At 68.8% G+C, this 17,777-nt stretch carries 18 protein-coding genes and 1 pseudogene; 10 read left to right on the top strand and 9 right to left on the bottom strand.

Annotated features, from left to right (window positions below; translation table 11 throughout):
* Nucleotides 1–37 precede the first annotated feature (37 nt).
* Both B5D80_RS17840 and B5D80_RS17835 read left to right on the top strand, forming a co-directional pair.
* The gene (locus tag B5D80_RS17840) at nt 38–607 is read left to right on the top strand and encodes an SDR family oxidoreductase (protein ID WP_211291561.1); all 570 of its coding nucleotides are present in this window, start codon (nt 38–40) and stop codon (nt 605–607) included.
* Between the two features lie 187 nt (nt 608–794).
* Complete coding sequence (locus tag B5D80_RS17835; RefSeq protein ID WP_088645016.1) at nt 795–1,172, top strand: nuclear transport factor 2 family protein; 378 nt, start codon at nt 795–797, stop codon at nt 1,170–1,172.
* A gap of 86 nt (nt 1,173–1,258) precedes the next feature.
* Here the strand turns inward: B5D80_RS17835 and B5D80_RS35135 are convergent.
* The 3 genes and pseudogenes from B5D80_RS35135 to B5D80_RS17825 all read right to left on the bottom strand — a co-directional run.
* Nucleotides 1,259–1,315: pseudogene (locus B5D80_RS35135) on the bottom strand (excalibur calcium-binding domain-containing protein); the annotation flags it as partial.
* Between the two features lie 3 nt (nt 1,316–1,318).
* Nucleotides 1,319–1,705, bottom strand: a complete 387-nt coding sequence (locus tag B5D80_RS17830) for a hypothetical protein (RefSeq protein WP_088645015.1) — start codon at nt 1,703–1,705, stop codon at nt 1,319–1,321.
* 141 nt (nt 1,706–1,846) lie between these two features.
* Nucleotides 1,847–3,016: a glycosyltransferase family 4 protein gene (locus B5D80_RS17825; protein ID WP_088645014.1), complete on the bottom strand. Its 1,170-nt coding sequence runs from the start codon at nt 3,014–3,016 to the stop codon at nt 1,847–1,849.
* Between the two features lie 281 nt (nt 3,017–3,297).
* On the opposite strand from B5D80_RS17825, the gene rfbB reads away from it, so the two are divergent.
* Entirely contained in the window at nt 3,298–4,314 is a 1,017-nt protein-coding gene (gene rfbB, locus B5D80_RS17820; RefSeq protein WP_088645013.1) for a dTDP-glucose 4,6-dehydratase, read from the top strand.
* On the top strand, nt 4,311–5,165 hold the full coding sequence (locus B5D80_RS17815) for an SDR family oxidoreductase (RefSeq protein ID WP_088645012.1): 855 nt from the start codon (nt 4,311–4,313) through the stop codon (nt 5,163–5,165). The genes rfbB and B5D80_RS17815 overlap by 4 nt, the downstream gene beginning before the upstream one ends.
* Nucleotides 5,166–5,302: 137 nt before the next feature.
* Here the strand turns inward: B5D80_RS17815 and B5D80_RS17810 are convergent, their stop codons facing one another.
* Together B5D80_RS17810 and queC are read right to left on the bottom strand one after the other, a co-directional pair.
* On the bottom strand, nt 5,303–6,049 hold the full coding sequence (locus tag B5D80_RS17810) for an FkbM family methyltransferase (RefSeq protein ID WP_158224211.1): 747 nt from the start codon (nt 6,047–6,049) through the stop codon (nt 5,303–5,305).
* 81 nt (nt 6,050–6,130) lie between these two features.
* Nucleotides 6,131–6,853, bottom strand: coding sequence for a 7-cyano-7-deazaguanine synthase QueC (gene queC / locus B5D80_RS17805; RefSeq protein ID WP_088645010.1), 723 nt, complete (start codon nt 6,851–6,853; stop codon nt 6,131–6,133).
* A 263-nt stretch (nt 6,854–7,116) separates the two neighbouring features.
* Between queC and B5D80_RS17800 the strand changes: the two genes are divergently transcribed.
* The 4 genes from B5D80_RS17800 to B5D80_RS17785 all read left to right on the top strand — a co-directional run bounded on the left by B5D80_RS17800 (nt 7,117) and on the right by B5D80_RS17785 (nt 10,073).
* Complete coding sequence (locus tag B5D80_RS17800; protein ID WP_088645009.1) at nt 7,117–7,479, top strand: 6-pyruvoyl trahydropterin synthase family protein; 363 nt, start codon at nt 7,117–7,119, stop codon at nt 7,477–7,479.
* Between the two features lie 82 nt (nt 7,480–7,561).
* A complete protein-coding gene (locus B5D80_RS17795) occupies nt 7,562–8,242 on the top strand; it encodes a 7-carboxy-7-deazaguanine synthase QueE (protein WP_342747117.1) in 681 nt (226 codons plus the stop codon).
* The gene (folE, locus tag B5D80_RS17790; protein WP_088645008.1) at nt 8,239–8,811 is read left to right on the top strand and encodes a GTP cyclohydrolase I; all 573 of its coding nucleotides are present in this window, start codon (nt 8,239–8,241) and stop codon (nt 8,809–8,811) included. The genes B5D80_RS17795 and folE overlap by 4 nt, the downstream gene beginning before the upstream one ends.
* Before the next feature lie 23 nt (nt 8,812–8,834).
* A complete protein-coding gene (locus B5D80_RS17785; protein WP_158224210.1) occupies nt 8,835–10,073 on the top strand; it encodes a glycosyltransferase family 2 protein in 1,239 nt (412 codons plus the stop codon).
* Nucleotides 10,074–10,121: 48 nt separating this feature from the next.
* On the opposite strand, the gene B5D80_RS17780 is transcribed toward B5D80_RS17785, so the two are convergent.
* Nucleotides 10,122–12,995: a LuxR C-terminal-related transcriptional regulator gene (locus B5D80_RS17780; protein ID WP_088645006.1), complete on the bottom strand. Its 2,874-nt coding sequence runs from the start codon at nt 12,993–12,995 to the stop codon at nt 10,122–10,124.
* Nucleotides 12,996–13,051: 56 nt separating this feature from the next.
* Nucleotides 13,052–14,011, bottom strand: coding sequence for a class I SAM-dependent methyltransferase (locus B5D80_RS17775; protein ID WP_245854703.1), 960 nt, complete (start codon nt 14,009–14,011; stop codon nt 13,052–13,054).
* 459 nt (nt 14,012–14,470) lie between these two features.
* Between B5D80_RS17775 and B5D80_RS17770 the strand changes: the two genes are divergently transcribed.
* On the top strand, nt 14,471–15,301 hold the full coding sequence (locus B5D80_RS17770; RefSeq protein ID WP_088645004.1) for a M23 family metallopeptidase: 831 nt from the start codon (nt 14,471–14,473) through the stop codon (nt 15,299–15,301).
* 294 nt (nt 15,302–15,595) lie between these two features.
* Here the strand turns inward: B5D80_RS17770 and B5D80_RS17765 are convergent, their stop codons facing one another.
* Nucleotides 15,596–16,381, bottom strand: coding sequence for an SDR family NAD(P)-dependent oxidoreductase (locus B5D80_RS17765; RefSeq protein ID WP_088645003.1), 786 nt, complete (start codon nt 16,379–16,381; stop codon nt 15,596–15,598).
* Between the two features lie 118 nt (nt 16,382–16,499).
* On the opposite strand from B5D80_RS17765, the gene B5D80_RS17760 reads away from it, so the two are divergent.
* A complete protein-coding gene (locus tag B5D80_RS17760) occupies nt 16,500–17,120 on the top strand; it encodes a TetR/AcrR family transcriptional regulator (RefSeq protein WP_088645002.1) in 621 nt (206 codons plus the stop codon).
* Nucleotides 17,121–17,157: 37 nt separating this feature from the next.
* Here the strand turns inward: B5D80_RS17760 and B5D80_RS17755 are convergent, their stop codons facing one another.
* Nucleotides 17,158–17,739, bottom strand: coding sequence for a TetR/AcrR family transcriptional regulator (locus B5D80_RS17755; RefSeq protein ID WP_144081698.1), 582 nt, complete (start codon nt 17,737–17,739; stop codon nt 17,158–17,160).
* Nucleotides 17,740–17,777: the final 38 nt, after the last annotated feature.

The following is a 17,777-nucleotide window of genomic DNA, read 5'->3' as shown; positions in this document are numbered from 1 at the left end:
CTACCAACGGTCCAGGCAGCCTGACTAAGATCAACACATCGACCCTGTCCGTCGAAACGGGTCAAGCCCACTGGCCGACCGGGTGAGGGCGGAGTTCGGCACCGTGGACGCCCTGTTCGTCAACGCCGGCATCAACGGCTTCGCGCCGTTCGAGTCGACCAGCGAGAGCCTGTTCGACCAGCTCCTCGCCGTCAACGCCAAGGGCCCGTACTTCACGGTGCAGAAGCTCGCTCCACTCATGTCCGACGGCAGCGGGGTGGTGCTGACCACGTCCGTCGCGAACGTTCTGGGCCTGCCCACGCTCAGCGCCTACGCGGCCACCAAGGCCGCGGTGCGCTCGATGACGCGCAGCCTGGCGCGCGAGCTACTTCCACGGAAGATCCGCGTCAACGCGGTCAGCCCCGGCCCCATCGACTCCGGCATCCTGGCCAAGTCGATGCCGGCGGAGGCGGCCGAGCAGACGAGAGCGCAGATGGCCGCGGACAACCCGATGCTGCGGATGGGAACGCCTGCCGAAGTCGCCAAGGCGGTGGTGTTCCTCGCCTTCGACGCCACCTACACCACCGGCGCCGAACTCACGGTCGACGGCGGAGGCTCCCAGCTCTGACAAAGCAGGGCAACCACCCGTTCGACCGTGGAGTCCCACGGCAGGTGGGCATCTCGCTTTCGGCGCGTTCGGGTCGTGGTGCTGCCCGGTCTCCGCCACGTCTCTGATGTTGTCATCGGGATGGTTCGCCTGGTCGGGAGGCGGTTCGCGGGCGAGCGCAGGCGAGACGGCTGGTATTACTGGGGGCATGCAGGAAGACATCGCACGCTCCGCGATCGACAGGTTCATCTCGGCGTTCAACGCCTCGGATGACAGCCAGGTGACTGCCCTGCTGGCCCGGGCTCTCACCTCGGACGTGGTCTTTTGGGGGCCGTTGGGTCGTAGTGAGGGAATCGCGGCGGTCGAGCGGTTCGTGCTGGACATGCGGCGTCATCCGGCGGGGGCCGGCACGATGGTGCGCTGCTCGGCGGTGGACATGCCTGACGAGTGGGCCCGGTACCGGTGGGTCTTCACCACGCCGGATGGAGGTCCCCGCCTGGCGGGAACGGACGTCGTCCATCTGCGGCGGAGCCTCATCGACCAGTTCATCGTCTTCGCGGGGGAGATCGAACCGTCCGTTTCCTGAGCACTGAGACATGCCGGCGACAGGACCAAAGTTGCCGTCGCTCACAGGTTCTGAGTCGACGAACACCGGAACCCCCACGACTGCGGCTATTCGCAGCCGATCCCGTCGCCGTACCGGTCCAGTTTCCGCGAGTACCCGGGAGAGCTTCAGTGGGGGTCGGTGGCGAGCGCGTCGGGGTGGGGCGGTGTCACGAGCCCGATCTGCGTGAATGGCTCGACGGTCAAGCGGTAGTCCTCGACGGTCAACTGCTCGGGCTTCCAGATCGCCGAGGCGGCTTTGAATGTCGCCCCGATCGCGCCGCTGATCGCACCGACGCGGTACGCCCAGAACTCTGGGCCGCGGGCCCTCAGCTCGGCGCGGACACGTCCATCGAGTTTGCTGAACGCGGCCGCCGACAGCTTCGGTGTCGGCAGGTGGCCGTGCTCGCGAAACAACCGCATCCGGATCTCGTTGACCTGGTCGATGTCGTGCGGGCTCAGGCGGGCCGCCGCGGATATGAACTGGTCGACCTCGACCGGGAACACGACTGCCATGCCATACCTTTCCCTGCCACCCGGTGACCTGGCAGATCATAGGGCAGTGCCTGGCCTCTTCCCCCAGGCGTCATGGCAAGGCTGCCCGGCATGCCTCGTCGAACCCGGCCAGGCGACGGGTTCGCCCGACGGGCGGTCAGTTCACGCAGCGCCCATGGTGAGGCGCAGGAACTCCGCTGCGACGGCCGTCGGCGTCTGGGCAGCCACCTGCCGGGGTGCCTGCTGCGACGCCCGATGGTAGGTATCCGGGTCCGCCAGCAGATCCGCCGTCGCATCCCAGAGCCGGGCGGGCCCGCTGTCCAAGTCGATCATCTCAAGCGCCGTGCCGGTCAGCGCGGGAAGATGTCCGAAGCCGCCGACCACATCCACACTCACGATCCGTCCGGCCTCGCCGACCAGCACGGGAAGGTGCCCGAAGCCGTAACCGACGACCGGCGTCCCCATCGACAGCGCCTCGGCCGCGACGTTGCAGAACGTCTCGGGACTGGTGGACGGCACGAGCACCACCGATGCGCTACCGAGGAACGGCTGCGCGTCCGTCCAGGGAATGGCAGGCAGGATCTCGACACCCGGCAGCTTGGCAGCCAGTTGCCGGCACTCCGCGATCATGTCGCGCTGCATGCCGGGCCACAGCTCGAAAGCCGCCTCGCCGAGCACGATCTCCACCTGCCGACCGAAACCCTCCGGATATGCCTTCAACAGGTCCGCCACTCCCTTGGACGGGTCGGCTCGAGCGAGGATCCGAACCGGCCCGGTCTGCCGCAGCTGCTCACGCACGGCGTGGTCGGGAGGGTTCCCCGGGCACAACAGCGCGTTGGGCAGGGAGTGCCAGCCGGTGGAGTCGAGACCGGCCCGTGCGGCCTCGTCGATCAGAAAATCGCTGATGGAGATCACGGCGTCGGGCTTGAGTGCCAGACTCTTCGCCATCGGTTCGTCGACGCGCAGGAAGTAGACCATCAGCGCCGTACGGACTCCGGCCGGTGCCGCACCGAGATATCCGAGGCCCACGCCGGCATCGGTCCAGCAGGCGACATCGATCTCGTGTTCGGCCATGAGGCTCAGGACCTCCTGCCGGAGCGGATCCGGGTCGTCCGGCATGACGTTCACGTCGTCGAACACGACCGGGGGCGACAGGGTCAACGTCTTCAGGCGCACCGTGTCCGGCCCGTCCGCGGCGGTCGGCGGACCGGCGGCGATGATGATCGCGCGGTGGCCGAGTTCGCGTAGACCGTCGGCGAGTGACGCAATCCCGCGTTCCACGCCAGCGGGCTCGTCCGGATTGTGCGTCAACAGGACCAAGGCAATGTTCATGGTTTCTCCTCGTAGCAGGAACTGAGGTCCGGCCTCGTAGGTCATCGTCGTCGCCGGTCGCGGGGCGGCGCATCACGGGCTCTGACCGAGAGGTCAGCGACGCACCTCCGATAGGGCGGGGCTGACAGCGGAACGGAAGTCGCGCCACACCGGTGGGCCGAGTCTCGGTCGGAGTTGGGGCAACACTTCGGGGGCGGCCGAGATGTGAGTGGCCACGGCCGACGACCATGATGGTCGGGACTGGTAACGACTAACCGCTGTTTCGAGGATGGTGTGCGGCTGTGGACAGAGTTCTGGTCACCGGTGGCGCGGGGTTCATCGGCTCGCATTTCGTTCGGCGCCTGCTACGCGACGGGAACATCTCCCGCGTGACCGTGTTGGATGCGCTGACCTACGCCGGCACCGTATACAACCTGGACGGGGTGCTGAACCATCCGCGGCTGTCATTCATCGAGGGGGACATCCTGGACGGCACGGTGGTCGCTGACCTGGTCGCAACCCACGACGCTGTCGTCCACCTCGCCGCCGAGTCACATGTCGACAGGTCATTCGAGACAACGGAGAAGTTCGTCGCCACCAACGTGCAGGGCACCCGTATGCTGCTCGAGGCCGCGGCTCATCTGGGCGTTCGGAAGTTCGTGCACGTGTCGACCGACGAGGTGTACGGACCCCTGCCGACCGGGACCGCCTCCGAGAACGACCCACTCCGGCCGACGAATCCCTACGCCGCATCCAAGGCAGCCAGTGACATGGTCGCCAACTCGTACTTCCACACCTACGGCGTACCGGTGTGCATCACCCGGTCCACGAACAACTACGGCCCGGGCCAGCACCATGAAAAGATCGTCCCTGCCTTCGTGACGAGCCTGCTCGCTGGAGGCCGCGTCGGCATCCACGGCCATGGTGAGCACATCCGGAACTGGCTTCACGTCGAGGACAACTGCCGTGGCATCGAACTGGTGCTCCACAAGGGGATCCCGGGCGAGATATACAACATCGGCGGCGGTACCGCGCTGACCAACAACGAATTGGCCCGGACCGTCCTGCGCGCCTGCGGTGCCGACTGGAGTTCGGTCGACTACGTTTCCGACCGCAGGTCCAACGACATCCGATACTCGATGGACTGGACCAAGGCCGCCCGAGACCTCGGCTACCGGCCGATCCGGTCGCTCACCGAGGGGCTGGCCGAGACCGTGCAGTGGTACCGCAGGCACCCCGACCGCTGGGTGGCTTCACCGACAGACTCCGCCCAGGCGGCACAGGACACCACCCCCGACGTGGTGTCACCGGTCCCGTGAACGGCCGTCTGCTGATTACGGGCGGCAGCGGAACGCTCGGCCGACACCTGTTTCACCGAGCCGTCGCGGCGGGCTGGGACGTGGTCGGCACCTACTTCGCGACGGCGACCGAGACCGCCGACCAGCAGTTGGACATCTGCGATCCGGCAGCCATACGAGAGCTTCTGCGCCGGATCCGGCCGGACGTGGTCATCCACGCCGCCGCTTCCCGCGACCGGAACGACTGGGTAGCCACCGCCGACGGGACCGCCAACGTAGCCGTCGCGACCGCTGGTGTTCGACTCGTGCACGTGTCCAGCGATTCGGTGTTCTCCGGGCGGGCGACGCACTACACCGAGGATGCCGCACCCGATCCGATATACCCGTACGGTGCTGCGAAAGCAGCCGCCGAGACCGCCGTCCGGGCGGTGCACCGCAACGCCGTCGTCGTCCGGACCTCGCTCGTTCTGGGCGACGGACGTGGCGACCACGAGCGGTTGACTCACGACCTGGCGTCTGGTCGCCGCCATGGTGGGCTGTTCACCGACGAGGTCCGCAACGCGGTGCACGTCAACGACCTGGCCGAAGCACTTGTCGAACTGGCCGCCAGCAGCTATCGCGGAATCCTGAACGTAGCGGGCGCAGATGCCGTCAGCCGGTATGAGCTCGGCCTGCTGGTGGCGGCGCGCGACGGCCTCGACCCGGCGACGATCCGGCCGATTCGCAGCGCGAATCCCCATCGACCGGCCGAGATCCGATTGACCATCCAGCGGGCACAGACGCTACTCGGTACCCGGCTGCGGGGCGCCCATGAGTTCCTCGCCGAACCCCTCGACGCACGGCCTGCCGGACCCCGAGCACCCCGTGCGTGATCGCCAGCGCTCGGCGTGCTGCGCGGTGGGTGACCGCCGGGCCGCGCAGCAGCTCGAACAACGCCCGCAACAGCGCCGGTCCGAGCCGCTACCGGCACCGGTTCCCGTACCCACCTCGGAGAGCCGATCGCGACCTCTCAGGGGGCTTGGCGTACCGCAGCGACCAGGAATGTGCGGATCTCGGGTGGGATCAGCGGTGACGGTTCGACGGCCACGGTGAAGTCGTGCGCCTCGAGCAGGGCGGTGACGGCCGCCAGTCGACCATCGAGGTCCTGGACCTCCAGGAGGAACTGGTCGATGAGACCCCAGTGGTGATGATCGATGCCGTGGAGGACGTCGAGTTCGGCACCCTCGACGTCGATCTTCACCAGTCCGACGTGTTCGTCGGGGGCGAGGTGGTCGGAGAGGCGGTCGACCTGCACTGCCACCGGTTCAGCGCGGTAGTGGCTCCGGATGAACTCCTCGGGAGCCTCGTGGGAGAGGACTGCGATCTGCAGCTCCTTGTCGGCCGGATAGCGCGTGGAGTTTCCCGGTGCCAGCGGGTAGTACTCGAACACTGCTCGTTCCTGTCGGGTGCCGAGTGCCCTCTGGTTCACTGACACCGCGTCGAGCTGCTGTTCCTCGATGTTCCGGCGCAACGCCTGCGCCAGTTGCGGCATCGGCTCGAATGCGCGTACCCGTGCGTCAGGGAACTTGCGCTTCAGGAAGAGGGTGAAGAGCCCGATGTTGGCACCGACGTCGATGACGATCCCGTCGGGCTCGATCTGGACGCCGTCGTAGCATCGATGGGAGAAGATCTCGTCGTACTGCCAGCGGGCTTCGGCCTCGTACGGTGCCCATACGGTCAGGCGGTCATCGAGAGTGAATGGGCGAAGCTCGGTCACCATACCTCCAGGTCACGCGTCCGGCCCGACGACAGGGGGACGCCTCGATGAACAGGTGCAGCACCGGCGTGACGTGTGTGGTCACCGCCCCGGGTGGGCGAACTGCGTGACGTCGTCGAGATAGTGGGTCGGATCCGGCACACCGGCCTCACGGAACGCCTCCCGGCGCTCGTAGCACGTTCCGCACGTCCCGCAGTGCTGGTCGCCGCCCTTGTAACAGGACCAGCTCAACGACAGTGGCGCACCCAGCCGGGTGCCGTGTGCCGCGATCTCCGCCTTGGTCCAGGTCATGAACGGCACCTCCACCCGCGGAGTGGGGAACCCCTCGTTGGCGACGGTCACCAGCTCGCGGAGGGCCGTGACGAAGGCAGGACGGCAGTCCGGGTACACGAAGTGGTCCCCGGAGTGCATGCCGAGCGCCACCACGCCGACGCGGTGGGCGACGCCGACGGCGACCGCGACGTTGGCCAGGATCGCGTTGCGGTTCGGCACGACCGTGGCGCGCATCGACGCCTCCGCGTAATGACCGTCCGGAACGGTCACGGTGTCGTCGGTCAGCGCCGATCCGGGGAGCAGCCCGCCCAGACCACTGAGGTCGACCACCTGATGCACGGCACCGTAGTGATCGGCGATGGCCCGAGCCGAGTCGATCTCGCGACGATGCCGCTGACCATAATCCACGGTGACGGCGATCAGGCTGAATCGCAACGCCGAGTAGTACGCCAGGAGAGTGGTGGAGTCCATTCCTCCGGAAAGGACTATGAGGGCGGAGGAAGAGCCCGATCGATTCTCGTCGTGGGTCATCGGATGCCTCCAGGTGTGTCGGCACGAACAGGTGCAGCCAGCCCGAAGTACGGGGCCCGAAAGGTGCTGTCCTGCATCACTGTCGTCCGGGCCGGTTCGGCGTGCATCACGGCGGACGACCGAAGTTTCCGAGCCGAGCCACCGAAGCGGCCGAGCCGCCAGCGCCCCGTCGCGTTCTACGGTCGGCCGGCCTCAACCTCTCGGTCAACGCCGTGATGCAACGGGACGCTCGGGTCGGCCATTGTTGGCGCAGGAGGTTCGACATGACATTCCGCATCAGCAAGGAGTTCCACTTCTCGGCGAGTCACTCGCTCGCCGGCCTGGCGGCAGAGCACCCGTGCAGTCGCATGCACGGGCACAACTACGTCGTGGAACTGGAGCTGGCCGCTGACCGGGACGCCCTGAGCGACGTCGGCTTCGTCCGTGACTACGGCGACCTGGCCGCGTTCTCCCGATGGCTGGATCAGGAGGTCGACCACCGTCACCTGAACGACGTGGTGGACCGGAACCCGTCGGCCGAGAACCTGTCCCGCTGGATTTACGACAAGTGGCACGAGCGCTATCCGGAGTTGTCCTCGGTTCGGGTGTCCGAGACGCCCAAGACCTGGGCGGAGTACCGCCCATGAAAGCCCGCGTGGACGAGAACCGGGAGGCAGGTGATGCCGTGGTGGAGCCGATACTCGTCGTGAACGAGGTTTTCGGCCCCACCTGAGCACCGTTCAAGGCGAGGGTCCGTCATCAGGGCAACGGTGCGGCTTCCTCCGACTGGGCGGCTGCAACCTGTCGTGTCACTGGTGCGACACGCCGTACACCTGGGACTGGACCGGTGCCGCCGACACGGGAACGGCCTACGATCCGCGGGTCGAGCTGCACCGGATGCCGTGGCGCACGGTGTACGACCGGTTGGCGGCGATGGAGGTGCCGCTCGTGGTTATCTCGGGCGGTGAACCGCTCAATCAACAGGCCCGGTTGCGACCGTTGATCGCGGCGTTGACGGCGGACGGCCACCGCCTGGAGATCGAGACGAACGGCACCGTCACCCCGGCCGCCGCGCTGGTCGACCTCGGTGTCCGGTTCAACGTCTCCCCCAAGCTGGCCCACGCAGGTGACCGGGAATCGCGCCGGCTGCGGCCGGAGGCGCTGGCCGCGCTGGCCGCCGTTCCCGGAACCGCGTTCAAGTTCGTCTGCCGCTCGGTCGGTGACCTGGACGAGGTGGCGACCGTGGTGGCAGCCCACGGAACCCGACCCGTATGGATCATGCCGGAGGGACGGACGGCGGACGACGTTGCGCGGGGGCTGCAAGAACTCGGCGACGAAGTGGTCGCCCGAGGCTGGAATCTGACGACTCGGCTGCACATCGCCGTATGGGGCGAACGGAGAGGGAAATGACAACGGTGGAGAGGGAATCCGGCGCACAGGACCCGCTGGAGCACATTGCCCGGCAGTTGCTGATCGAGATCGGAGAGGACCCGGACCGCGACGGCCTGAAGGAAACACCGGCGCGCTTCGCTCGCTGGTGGCGGGAGTTCAGCAGCTTCCAGGCCGGCGACGTGGGCACCCGCTTCCCGTTGCGGACCGACGGACAGATCATCATGGTCTCGGACATCAAGGTGTGGTCGCTGTGTGAACACCACCTGCTGCCGTTCTCGTGCTCGCTGACCATCGCCTACCGGCCGGACGGCGACGTGCTGGGCCTGTCGAAGTTCGCGCGCATCGCACACCGCCACGCCCACCGACTCCAGGTGCAGGAACGCCTCGTGCAGGACATCGCCACCGAGATCACCGCGATCACCGGTTCCGTCGACATCGCCGTGATCGGTCACGGCGAGCACCTGTGCATGAGCATGCGGGGGGTGCGCACCACCGCCCAGATGACGTCCTCGGTGTTCCGAGGCATCTTCCAGGAACACGGCCCGGCCCGGCAGGAACTGGTGGCCTCCGTCTTCCCGCGGCGCTGAACCCCACCTGGAACGGAGCACAGGTGAACATCGCCGGACCATGGATCTCGGTCGTCATCCCCACGTACAACCGGGCGGACCTGCTCCGGGGAACCTTGGAAGCGTTGACCGCCCAACGGATGCCGGCGGGCACCGTCGAGGTCATCGTCGCCGATGACGGTTCCTCCGACGACACCCGCGACGTCGTACAGACCTTCGCCCGCAGGCTCCGCCTGCGGTACCACTTCCAGCCGGACCGGGGGTTCCGGGCGGCGGCGGCACGTAACCGTGGCGCCCAACTGGCGTCGGCACCGGTGCTCGTGTTCGCGGACAGCGGCATCCTGCCCGGCCCGGACTTCCTGTCCTCCCACCTCGAGGCCCACGCCACGGGTCCCGCCGCAGTCATCGGATACACCTTCGGCTACCGGCCGGGCGACCCGACGCCCGGCCTCGCCGCCGCCCTGCGGACCACACCGGTGGCGGAAGTGGTCCGGCGCTACGGCGATGCGGCGACGTTCCACGACATCCGGCATCGAGCGTTCGAACGCTTCGCGTTCGACCTGGACCGCACCATCGTGCCGTGGCAGTGGTTCTGGTCGCTGAACTGCTCGGTGCCGGCGGACGCGTTCCGGGCCGTCGGCGGATTCGACGAGAACTTCCGCAGCTGGGGTGGCGAGGATCTCGAACTAGGGTTCCGGCTCTTCCGGCACGGCCTACGGTTCCAGATCAACCAGGACGCGTGGGCGGTCGACGTGCCACACCCCCGGTCCGCCGACGCCGATCAGGCCAGCAACCTGACGAACCTGATGACGTTCCTACAGCGTCACCCTGAACCGGTGGTCGAACTCCTGTTCGGCTGGTTCGCCCGGGAACAGCCCGGCTTCCAGATCAACCACCAGTGGAACGTCGAAGACGAGTACCGGGCCCTGAACGCGGCGACCATCGAAGCCCGGAGACGATCGGTCGTCGATGAACTCGACCACGAGGCCGCCATACTGGGGGACGCCACACGCGTCGCGGTACTGGGTTGCGGCCCGCAGATACCGCACCGGCTGGCCGACGCCGCCCTCTTCGACTTCGACCCGCAGGTGGTCGACGCCCTGGCCGGCCGGGGTCACCGCGTCGGCCATGCCGTCGGACTGCGCACACTGCTGCCGGACAAGGCCGTGGACCTGGTGATCGTCACATCGCGGTTGAGTGGTCCGTGTGAACGCTGGCACCGCGAAATCCACGCCGAGGCACACCGCATCGGCCGCACGGTCCGGACCCACACACCCGGCTGACGCCGTGGCGGGGGGCCGCCGGGCCACGACGGCCCGGCGGCCAGCTCGTCAGTTCGACGGGCTTCCACGCGCCGGCAGGCCATCGGCCAGCAGCGGCCAGAACGCCGGGTCCCGAAACAACTGCGGCAGGTCGATACGCCCGGTGATACCGAGCTTGCGGTACGCGCTCGACAGATGCAGCTCGACCGTCCGCCGAGTGATGTGCCGCGTCTGCGCGATCCCGTTGTTGGTGGCACCCCGGATCGCGTCGATGAGAATCTGCCGCTCCCTACGGGTCAGAGTGAGCACACCTCGCAGGGACATCTGCCGTGGCGCCCGCTCGTGCGCGACGAGCAGTTGTCGGCGCGAGCGCAACGCCAAGGCACCGGCGGCGCACCGGTCGGCGATATCCACCGCCTGCGTCAGAGCGGCGATCGCCTCCTGGCGGGTCGGCGATCCGCTCAGCGCCGAACCCAGATCGGCGAGCGCATGCGCCGCGTCCAGGCTCTCCGCGGGACTCAGCAGAGCCACTGCCTCGCGCAGCAGACGATGTTTCTCCGCCGTCCCGCTGGCACACGCCTGGGCCCGCAGTGCCCGGCCGCGCTCCAGCGGCGACCCGACCGCGTCGGCGAACCTGAGCTGGGCAGCGGCCACCCGTACGGCCTGCCGTCGACGCCCCACCGCCACCAGCAGGTCGGCACCGTGCCGGCGCCACATGAGACTCCCCGGCAGCCGAATGCCTGCCTGGTGAGCGCGGGCTCGCAGGTCGACGAGGTCTCGGCGGGCTCCGGTCAGGTCACCTTCACCGGCCCGCATCCGGGCCCGCGCCAGCAGCAACTCGCAGTAGTGCCAACCCGGCGGCAACTCGTCGATCAGCCGGAAGCGACGCAGCAGAGTACGCGCGTCGTCCACCTCACCGCGGCTGACGTGTACGTCGGCGAGCAGACCCACCAGGATCACGGTGACCGGATCATGCGATGCATCCGGCCCCTCTCCCTGCTCCCACAGTGCGTCGTTGAGACAACTACCGGCCTCGTCCAGGTCGCCGGCGGCCAGCGCGATCCGGCCCCGGACCGAGGCCAGCCACCCCGTCGGTGACGACTGGCCCTCGGACTCCGACCGATCGAACCGGTCAAGCCAGGAGATCGCCTCGTGACGATCGCCGACGTCCGCAAGCACCGCCAACGCCGCGGTCCGTGCCAGCGGGTGAAGTTCCAGCCCCGCGCCGTCCTGACCCAATGCCCGCCGGGCCTCCCGCACCGCCTCCCGCGGGTCCGGATCGACGAGATAGCGCAGGAACGCATCCAGAGCAGACCACGCGCTCTGCACGGGTCGCCGATCGGCGTCGTCGTCCTCAAGGACCGCCATCGCGTCCCGTCGACCCAGCAGCCCCTGAATCCGCCGGCGCACCTGCACCGGGCGACCAAGGAAGGGCCGGTGCAACTTCCGGTACCCCTCGGCCCAACCCTCGAACACCGTCCCGCGGACACTCGTATCGATCCGGTCGAGCAGGTCGCTCTGGTGTGCGCCCAACTCCGTCTCGTACAGGGCACGGCCGATCTGCCCGAGCATCCCCGCCACCACGGCGTGGTCGTCGTCCTCCGACAGCACCGCGACGGCCGCGAGCAGCCCCTTCTCCGGATCCCGCCGGATCTCGAGACGGGCGAGCCGGAGCATGGCCTCCCGGTGCTGCGTACCGGTGGCGACGCGGGACGCCAGTTCCAGACAGCGTCCTTCGACGCCGTCCGCGCCGGTCTCCCGGGCGTGGTCGGCGGCCTGTAGGAGGATCTGAGCCGGCCACGACCCGCTCGGCGCAACCGTCGAGGCAGTCAGGTGGGACGCGATGCGATCCGCCGGAGCGTTCCGGACGAACAGGTACTCGGCGATGCTGAGGTGCGTCGCACTACGGGCCATCGCCGTCATCGACGCCGCGATCGCGGTACCCAGGGCCGGGTGCCGCAGCGGAAGACTCTCGGCGTCCCCGATCAACCTCATGCGGATCAGCAGGTCCAGAGCGGTCAGCACCTCATGGACGTCGAGGCCGGTGAGGTGGGCGACCAGTGCGGCATCGACACCGCCGTGGCCCTGGGCCACCGCGATGATCTCCACGATCCGCATCAGCGCGGTCCCCAGCCGGTTCAACCGCCCGTGCACCAGGCGCAAGGCGTCGTGCAGTACCACCTCGTCGACACTCTGCGGCAAGCCGGAGCCGGCGGAGCGGCTGTGCAGGATCCGGGCGAGTTCCCCGATCATGTACGGGCTGCCCCCACACCACCGGTGGACCTCGGCGACAAGGCGTCCGGGCGGCCGGGACGGCAACAGGGCGCACAACAGGTCGCCGGTCTCCGCCTCGGTCAGCCCGTCGAGTTCCAACCAGGTCGCGTCGGTCAACATCTCCGCCAACTGCTCGGGCGTGGTGGGCGGCTCGCCGGCGCGGACCGACACCAGCAGGAGGATCGGTAATCGCGCGCACCCCTCCAACACCTGCCGCAGCCACTGGAGTGCCGGGCGGCCGGCGTACGTGATGTCGTCCACCGCGACGACCAGCGGCCCCCGCTCAGCCAGCGCGGCGACAGCCGCCCGTGCCGCGGACACCTGCCGGTCGCGGTCCGCCCAGTCGTCTGTTCCGGTGGGTTGCCATCCCAGCAGGGGTGGCCGCGTCTCGCAGGTCGACCGCCGCGCACCGGACACCGGTGAAACCTCCTCGGCGAGGCACCGGAGAAGGTCGCTGACCAGCGCGGTCGGCGCCTGACGATCCGCCAGCCGGCAGCGGACGCGCACAGCGAACCCGCCTTCCCGGCGGCAGGCTCCCACGAACTCGTCGAGCAGCGTGCTGCGGCCCACTGCGGGTCCGCCGGTGACCGCGACGCGGACGAGCCCCGCATCGGCACTCACCGACCTTGCCTGCCTCAACGCCCGCAGGTGGGCCAGTCGTCCGACCATCCGGGGTGGATTGTCCACAGGCCACAGGCCGCTTTCTCCAGCCTCTGGATCGGCGGTCAAGCGGACTCCCCGGGCCGGGCGACGAGGACCAGCCCCTGATCCCCTATGGCATGGGGTCGTCGGGCGAAGTGGCGGCCGAGGGCCGGCACGAGAGCCTCCCGCATGTCGGCGGCACGCGGATGTCCGTCGTACCAGAAGTTCACCAGCAGGTCCGCGGCGGAGCGGATCCGCTCCGCCAGACTCGGTTCCGTGAAGTGCAGGGCGGCTTCGGTGCGGCTCAGGGAGAACCGGCCGAAACCATGTTCGGACAGCGTCTGGGCCGCGGTCGCGAGCAGATAGCCCTGGTGATCGTGGGATTCCCCGGCGATCGGCACGCAGACCTCGTTGAGGAGGGCCACCAACTCGTTGTCCGGCGAGCCCCCGATGAGCACCACCTTGGCCTCGCCGTGCGTGGGGTCGCACACCCGGGCGATCTCCCGCACAGCCCTGACCAGATCGTCGACGTAGGGCAATACCCAGGCCGAGAACACCGCGTCGAAGCTACCGTCCGCGAACGGCAACGCCTCCGCCCGTCCGGGATGGACCTCCAGTTCACCCCCGTCGGTGCCGCCCACGCCCAGCCGCAGCCGCTCGACACGGTTGACGTGCGGCTCGACGGTGACGCATCGACCGAGGTCGCCGGCAACGGCACGGGTGATCTCCCCGGTGCCACCGCCCACGTCGAGGACCCGACGGTTACCGGTCAGGGCCGCTCGGACGACGGCCATCTCCTCCCGGCGCTCCAGCCGGTCGACGAAGCTCTGCCAGCCCCCGGCGCTCAACCGATGCGGTCCCCGATAGCGCTGTGGTGCCCGGTCCAGGGGTCCACACCAGGGGTGTGTCCGAACCTGCGCCGCGCTGAGGGTGTTCGCTGCCGCACGCGTCCCCTGCTGAACACTCATGATCTTCTCCGCACGCGATCCGTAACCTGCGGCTTCGGCCGCGCACCCATTGACCGTCGAGTTCGGTACCTTCACACAGCCTCCTCAGTTGGCGGTGTCGAGTCTTTCGATCAAGCCGGCGAGAGACATCCGTCAACTGACGCACTCTCCGGTGACTCGGCGGGCTCACGCCCCCTGACGGTCTCCACCGGCATCGACTTCCCACACGCCGATCCCACCGCCGCTGTCCGGACCTGACACCGTCGCTAACCTCGCCCGCAGGGAGCAGGTTCCGCCGCTGCCCGTCGTTGGCGGCAGCGGGGAACGGGGTGGTCACACCGACGGTGGGTTTCCGACGCGAGGGCCGGCGCCGGGCGACTGCCAAGGCCGCAGGGCCGTCCGGAGCCGGAGACGTGACGAGTCGCGTCGAGGACGTAGCCGGCCGTCCTGTAGCGGGTCACCCGCGGTGCCCGGCCCGCCGACGACCAGCATCCGGAATGAGGACGCCCGAAGGGTGACCTTGCCCCGCGCCGGCCGGGGCCGTAGGTTGCATTGATGACCCTAAGTGGGCAGCCGTGCTCCGGCCCTCCTCGCAACGCTGGTCACGGCGACCCGCGACCCGAGGACCTCGGTGGGATCGCCTACCTGCGAGGGCTCACGAGACGCGGGTTCATCACGACCGCCGCGCTGGCCGCGTCGGGGGTGTCGGCCGCCTTCGCGTTGCTGCCCGACGCCGCTCGGGCCGCCGGCAGCTATCAGCGACCGTGCGGAAACGTCCGGATCTCCAGCTCGTGGCAGGACCACCGGAACCGCACGCCGCCCTCGGGCGAGCCGGGTACCGACTACGCGGTCGGCACCGGAACCCCCGTGGTGGCCGCGGCGAACGGCACGATCCGTCTCGTGAAGACCGACACCTCCACCGCGACCGGACGCGTGGTGGGGATGGCCCACGACGACGGCAACTACACCCGGCACCTGCACCTGTCGCGGATCGCCGTCGCCGCCGGCCAACGCGTGTCCCGGGGCCAGACGATCGCGTACTCCGGCTCCTCGGCGAACGGCAGCGAGTCCGGCGTGGGACCGCACGTGCACACCAGCCTCTGGCTGAACACCGGCGCTCCGACGAACTACGGCGCGACCGTCGACTTCGAGAACCACGTCGGGGACGCCACCGACCCGAACCCACCGGACCAGGAGGTTGACGAAGTGTTCATCGCGAACGTGCGGGGCAGTTGGTATCTCGTCGTCCCGCAGGGCACCGCCAAGCCACGGGCGGTGGTCCTCGGAGGCGACAGCAACGCCGCCGCCTCCGGCCTGCCCGTCCTGAACTTCACCTGGGATCCGTCGATCAACGCGCTCCGGTCGGCGGTCGACGGCATCGGTTGACGTCGTGCGTCCGTTCTCCGGTCAGTTGGTCGACCCCGGCCCTTCGCGGGCTCGACCGCGGTGAAGCCTCCGTCCGAGGGAACCACGGACCCGTTCACGTACGAGCGCCCGGCAGGAAGGCGATCACCTCGGTGACGTCCTCCGGCTGGGCGACGCCGGGATGAGGGGGACGTACCCGTCGAGATACTCGACGGGGGCGCTGGTTCAGGCCGGGTCGGGCGCGACCGCGTAGACGCGCACGCCGGCCGGGCCGTGCTCGGTGGCCCGGTCGCGGGCCAGGGAGTTCATCGCTTGTCAGGCGACGCCGACCGGGAGGGCGGGGCCCAGCAGCAGGCCGCCGTCGAGTACCAGTTCGGTGCCGGTCGCGAACGACGCGTCCGGTGAGGTGAGGTAGAGCAGTGCTGCGCTGACGTCGGCGGGTTCGCCGAGGCGCGGGATCGCGAAGGGCCCTGGGTCGTAGAAGTCGGAGATCGGCCGTTCGCCGGGTGCGGATGGTTCGTGGATGAGGTTGGTCGAGACGACTCCGGGATGGATGGCGTTCACCCGGATGTTGTCCCTACCCAGTTCGAGGGCGGCGCTCAGGGTCAGGCCCCGGGTCGCCCATTTGCTCGCGACGTAGGAGGCGTAGCGGGCGGTGCCGCCGTACGCCATCGTCGAGCCGATGTTGACGATCACGCCGCCGCCGGCCCGTCGCATCGCGGGGGTGACGGCTCTGATGCCGAGGTACTGCCCGGTCACGTTGATCGCGAAGGTACGGTCCCAGAGGGCGCGGTCGGTGGACTCGATCGTGGTGGCGGGGTTCTGGACGCCCGCGTTGTTCACCAGGATCGTCAGCGTGCCGAAGGCGTGCTCGGCTGCCGCGACGGCGGTTGTCCAGTCGTCTTCACGGGCGACGTCCAGGCGGACCGCCAGGGCCCGTCCGCCCAGTTCCGCAGCGAGTCTGGTGGCCTTGCTCAGGCTTCCCGCCGTACTGCCGATGACGACGTTCGCGCCCTCGGCGTGGTAGCTCCGGACGTGGCTCTCGCCGAGTCCTCCGGTGCCGCCGGTGACCAGTGCGGTCTGGTTGGTGAAACGCGACATGACGTGTCCTTCGAAGAGTGACTTTGGTGAGCTGACCGACTCACCTCACCACCTGAGGCTAGGTCCGGTGGAGTGATGAGTCAAGTGACTCACCTCGCCATCGGGCATACTGTGGTCCATGAGCACCGAGCCGTCGGCGTACCACAGGCGCGTCGCCGAAGAGAAGCGCGCGGCCATCCTCAAGGCCGCCACCGGCCTGTTTCTGACCTCCGGCTACGACGGAACCTCCCTCGCCAGGATCGCGGAGGTGGCCGGGGTCTCCAAGGCCACGCTCTTCAAGCAGTTCCCCACGAAAGCGGCGCTTTTCGACGCGATCGTGACCGAGTCCTGGCAGGTCGAGGATGCCCACGCGCCGGAGCCGTCGGCCGGGAACCTGCAGGCCGGTCTGACCACGATCGGTCACCGGTACGTCGAACTGCTCACCCGCCCGGGGATGACCGCGCTGTTCCGCATCGTCATCGCGGAGCTGCCGCGTTTTCCCGAGCTGGGCGAGGCGCAGTTCAGCCGAGGAAAGATGCCCTACTTCGAGTCGGTCAGCCGCTACCTCGCCGCCGCCGACAGCGCCGGCTCGGCGAAGGTCGACGACCCTGATCTCGCGGCCACCCAGTTCCTCGGGATGATCTCCAACTTCGTCTTCTGGCCCACGCTCCTGCTCACCGACTGGGCACCGCGGCGGACCGCGATCGAACAAGCGGTGCGGGAAGCGGTCAACACCATGTGCGCCAAGTATCAGACCTGACCGGGCCGCGCCCGACCCATCTGATCATCCACCTAGGTCACAGGCCGTCCAGCAGCACCTTGATGACCTCCATCAGTTGCCCGCGCAACTGGTCGGCTGGCATGTCCTGATAGTGGTCCGACAGCATCACCAGGGGGCCGAAGATCGCGCCCAGGGTGCTGCCGAGCCGGACCCTCACCTTCGGGTCGAGCGCCGGGTCGGCGAAGAGTGCCGACAGCTTCGTGTTCTGCGCCGCCAGCCGGGCGCCGACCTCGGGGTCGTTGGCGAACAGCGCGTGGAAGACGTCCTCGTTGCGTTCGAGGACCACGAGCATCTGCCGGTGCCGCAGGGCGATGTCGATGATCTGCGGCAGGGCCCGCTGCCAGGCGTCCGGGTCGGTGCCGGCCACCACCAGCCGGTCGGACGCCTCGGTGAGCACGTCGAGGGCCCGGCCGACGACCGTGCGGGCGATGTCATCCTTGGCGTGGAAGTGGTGGTACACCGCCGCTTTGCTGACGCCGAGCCGTTCCGCGATGTGCCGCAGCGACGTGCCCTGGTAGCCCTGGCGGGCGAACAGCTCGACGGCGACGTCCACGATGCGCTCCCGCATCGGCTCGGCAGTGGGGCTGGCGGAGGTCACCGCCACAGGGTATAACTTGCCGATCGGCAAGTCGCTCC

The organism is Micromonospora wenchangensis (assembly GCF_002210435.1).
GTDB classification, from domain to species: domain Bacteria; phylum Actinomycetota; class Actinomycetes; order Mycobacteriales; family Micromonosporaceae; genus Micromonospora; species Micromonospora wenchangensis.
Note: the sequence above shows the minus strand (reverse complement) of the source record. Positions and strands in the feature narration are given on the sequence as shown.

Bases quoted from the DNA above. Each gene is read 5' to 3' on its own strand.
- folE (WP_088645008.1), top strand. From the start codon at position 8,239: ATGACAACGGTGGAGAGGGAATCCGGCGCACAGGACCCGCTGGAGCAC.
- queC (WP_088645010.1), bottom strand. From the start codon at position 6,853: ATGACCCACGACGAGAATCGATCGGGCTCTTCCTCCGCCCTCATAGTC.
- B5D80_RS17770 (WP_088645004.1), top strand. From the start codon at position 14,471: ATGACCCTAAGTGGGCAGCCGTGCTCCGGCCCTCCTCGCAACGCTGGT.
- B5D80_RS17760 (WP_088645002.1), top strand. From the start codon at position 16,500: ATGAGCACCGAGCCGTCGGCGTACCACAGGCGCGTCGCCGAAGAGAAG.
- B5D80_RS17825 (WP_088645014.1), bottom strand. From the start codon at position 3,016: ATGAACATTGCCTTGGTCCTGTTGACGCACAATCCGGACGAGCCCGCT.
- B5D80_RS17780 (WP_088645006.1), bottom strand. From the start codon at position 12,995: ATGGTCGGACGACTGGCCCACCTGCGGGCGTTGAGGCAGGCAAGGTCG.
- B5D80_RS17830 (WP_088645015.1), bottom strand. From the start codon at position 1,705: ATGGCAGTCGTGTTCCCGGTCGAGGTCGACCAGTTCATATCCGCGGCG.
- B5D80_RS17800 (WP_088645009.1), top strand. From the start codon at position 7,117: ATGACATTCCGCATCAGCAAGGAGTTCCACTTCTCGGCGAGTCACTCG.
- B5D80_RS17765 (WP_088645003.1), bottom strand. From the start codon at position 16,381: ATGTCGCGTTTCACCAACCAGACCGCACTGGTCACCGGCGGCACCGGA.
- B5D80_RS17835 (WP_088645016.1), top strand. From the start codon at position 795: ATGCAGGAAGACATCGCACGCTCCGCGATCGACAGGTTCATCTCGGCG.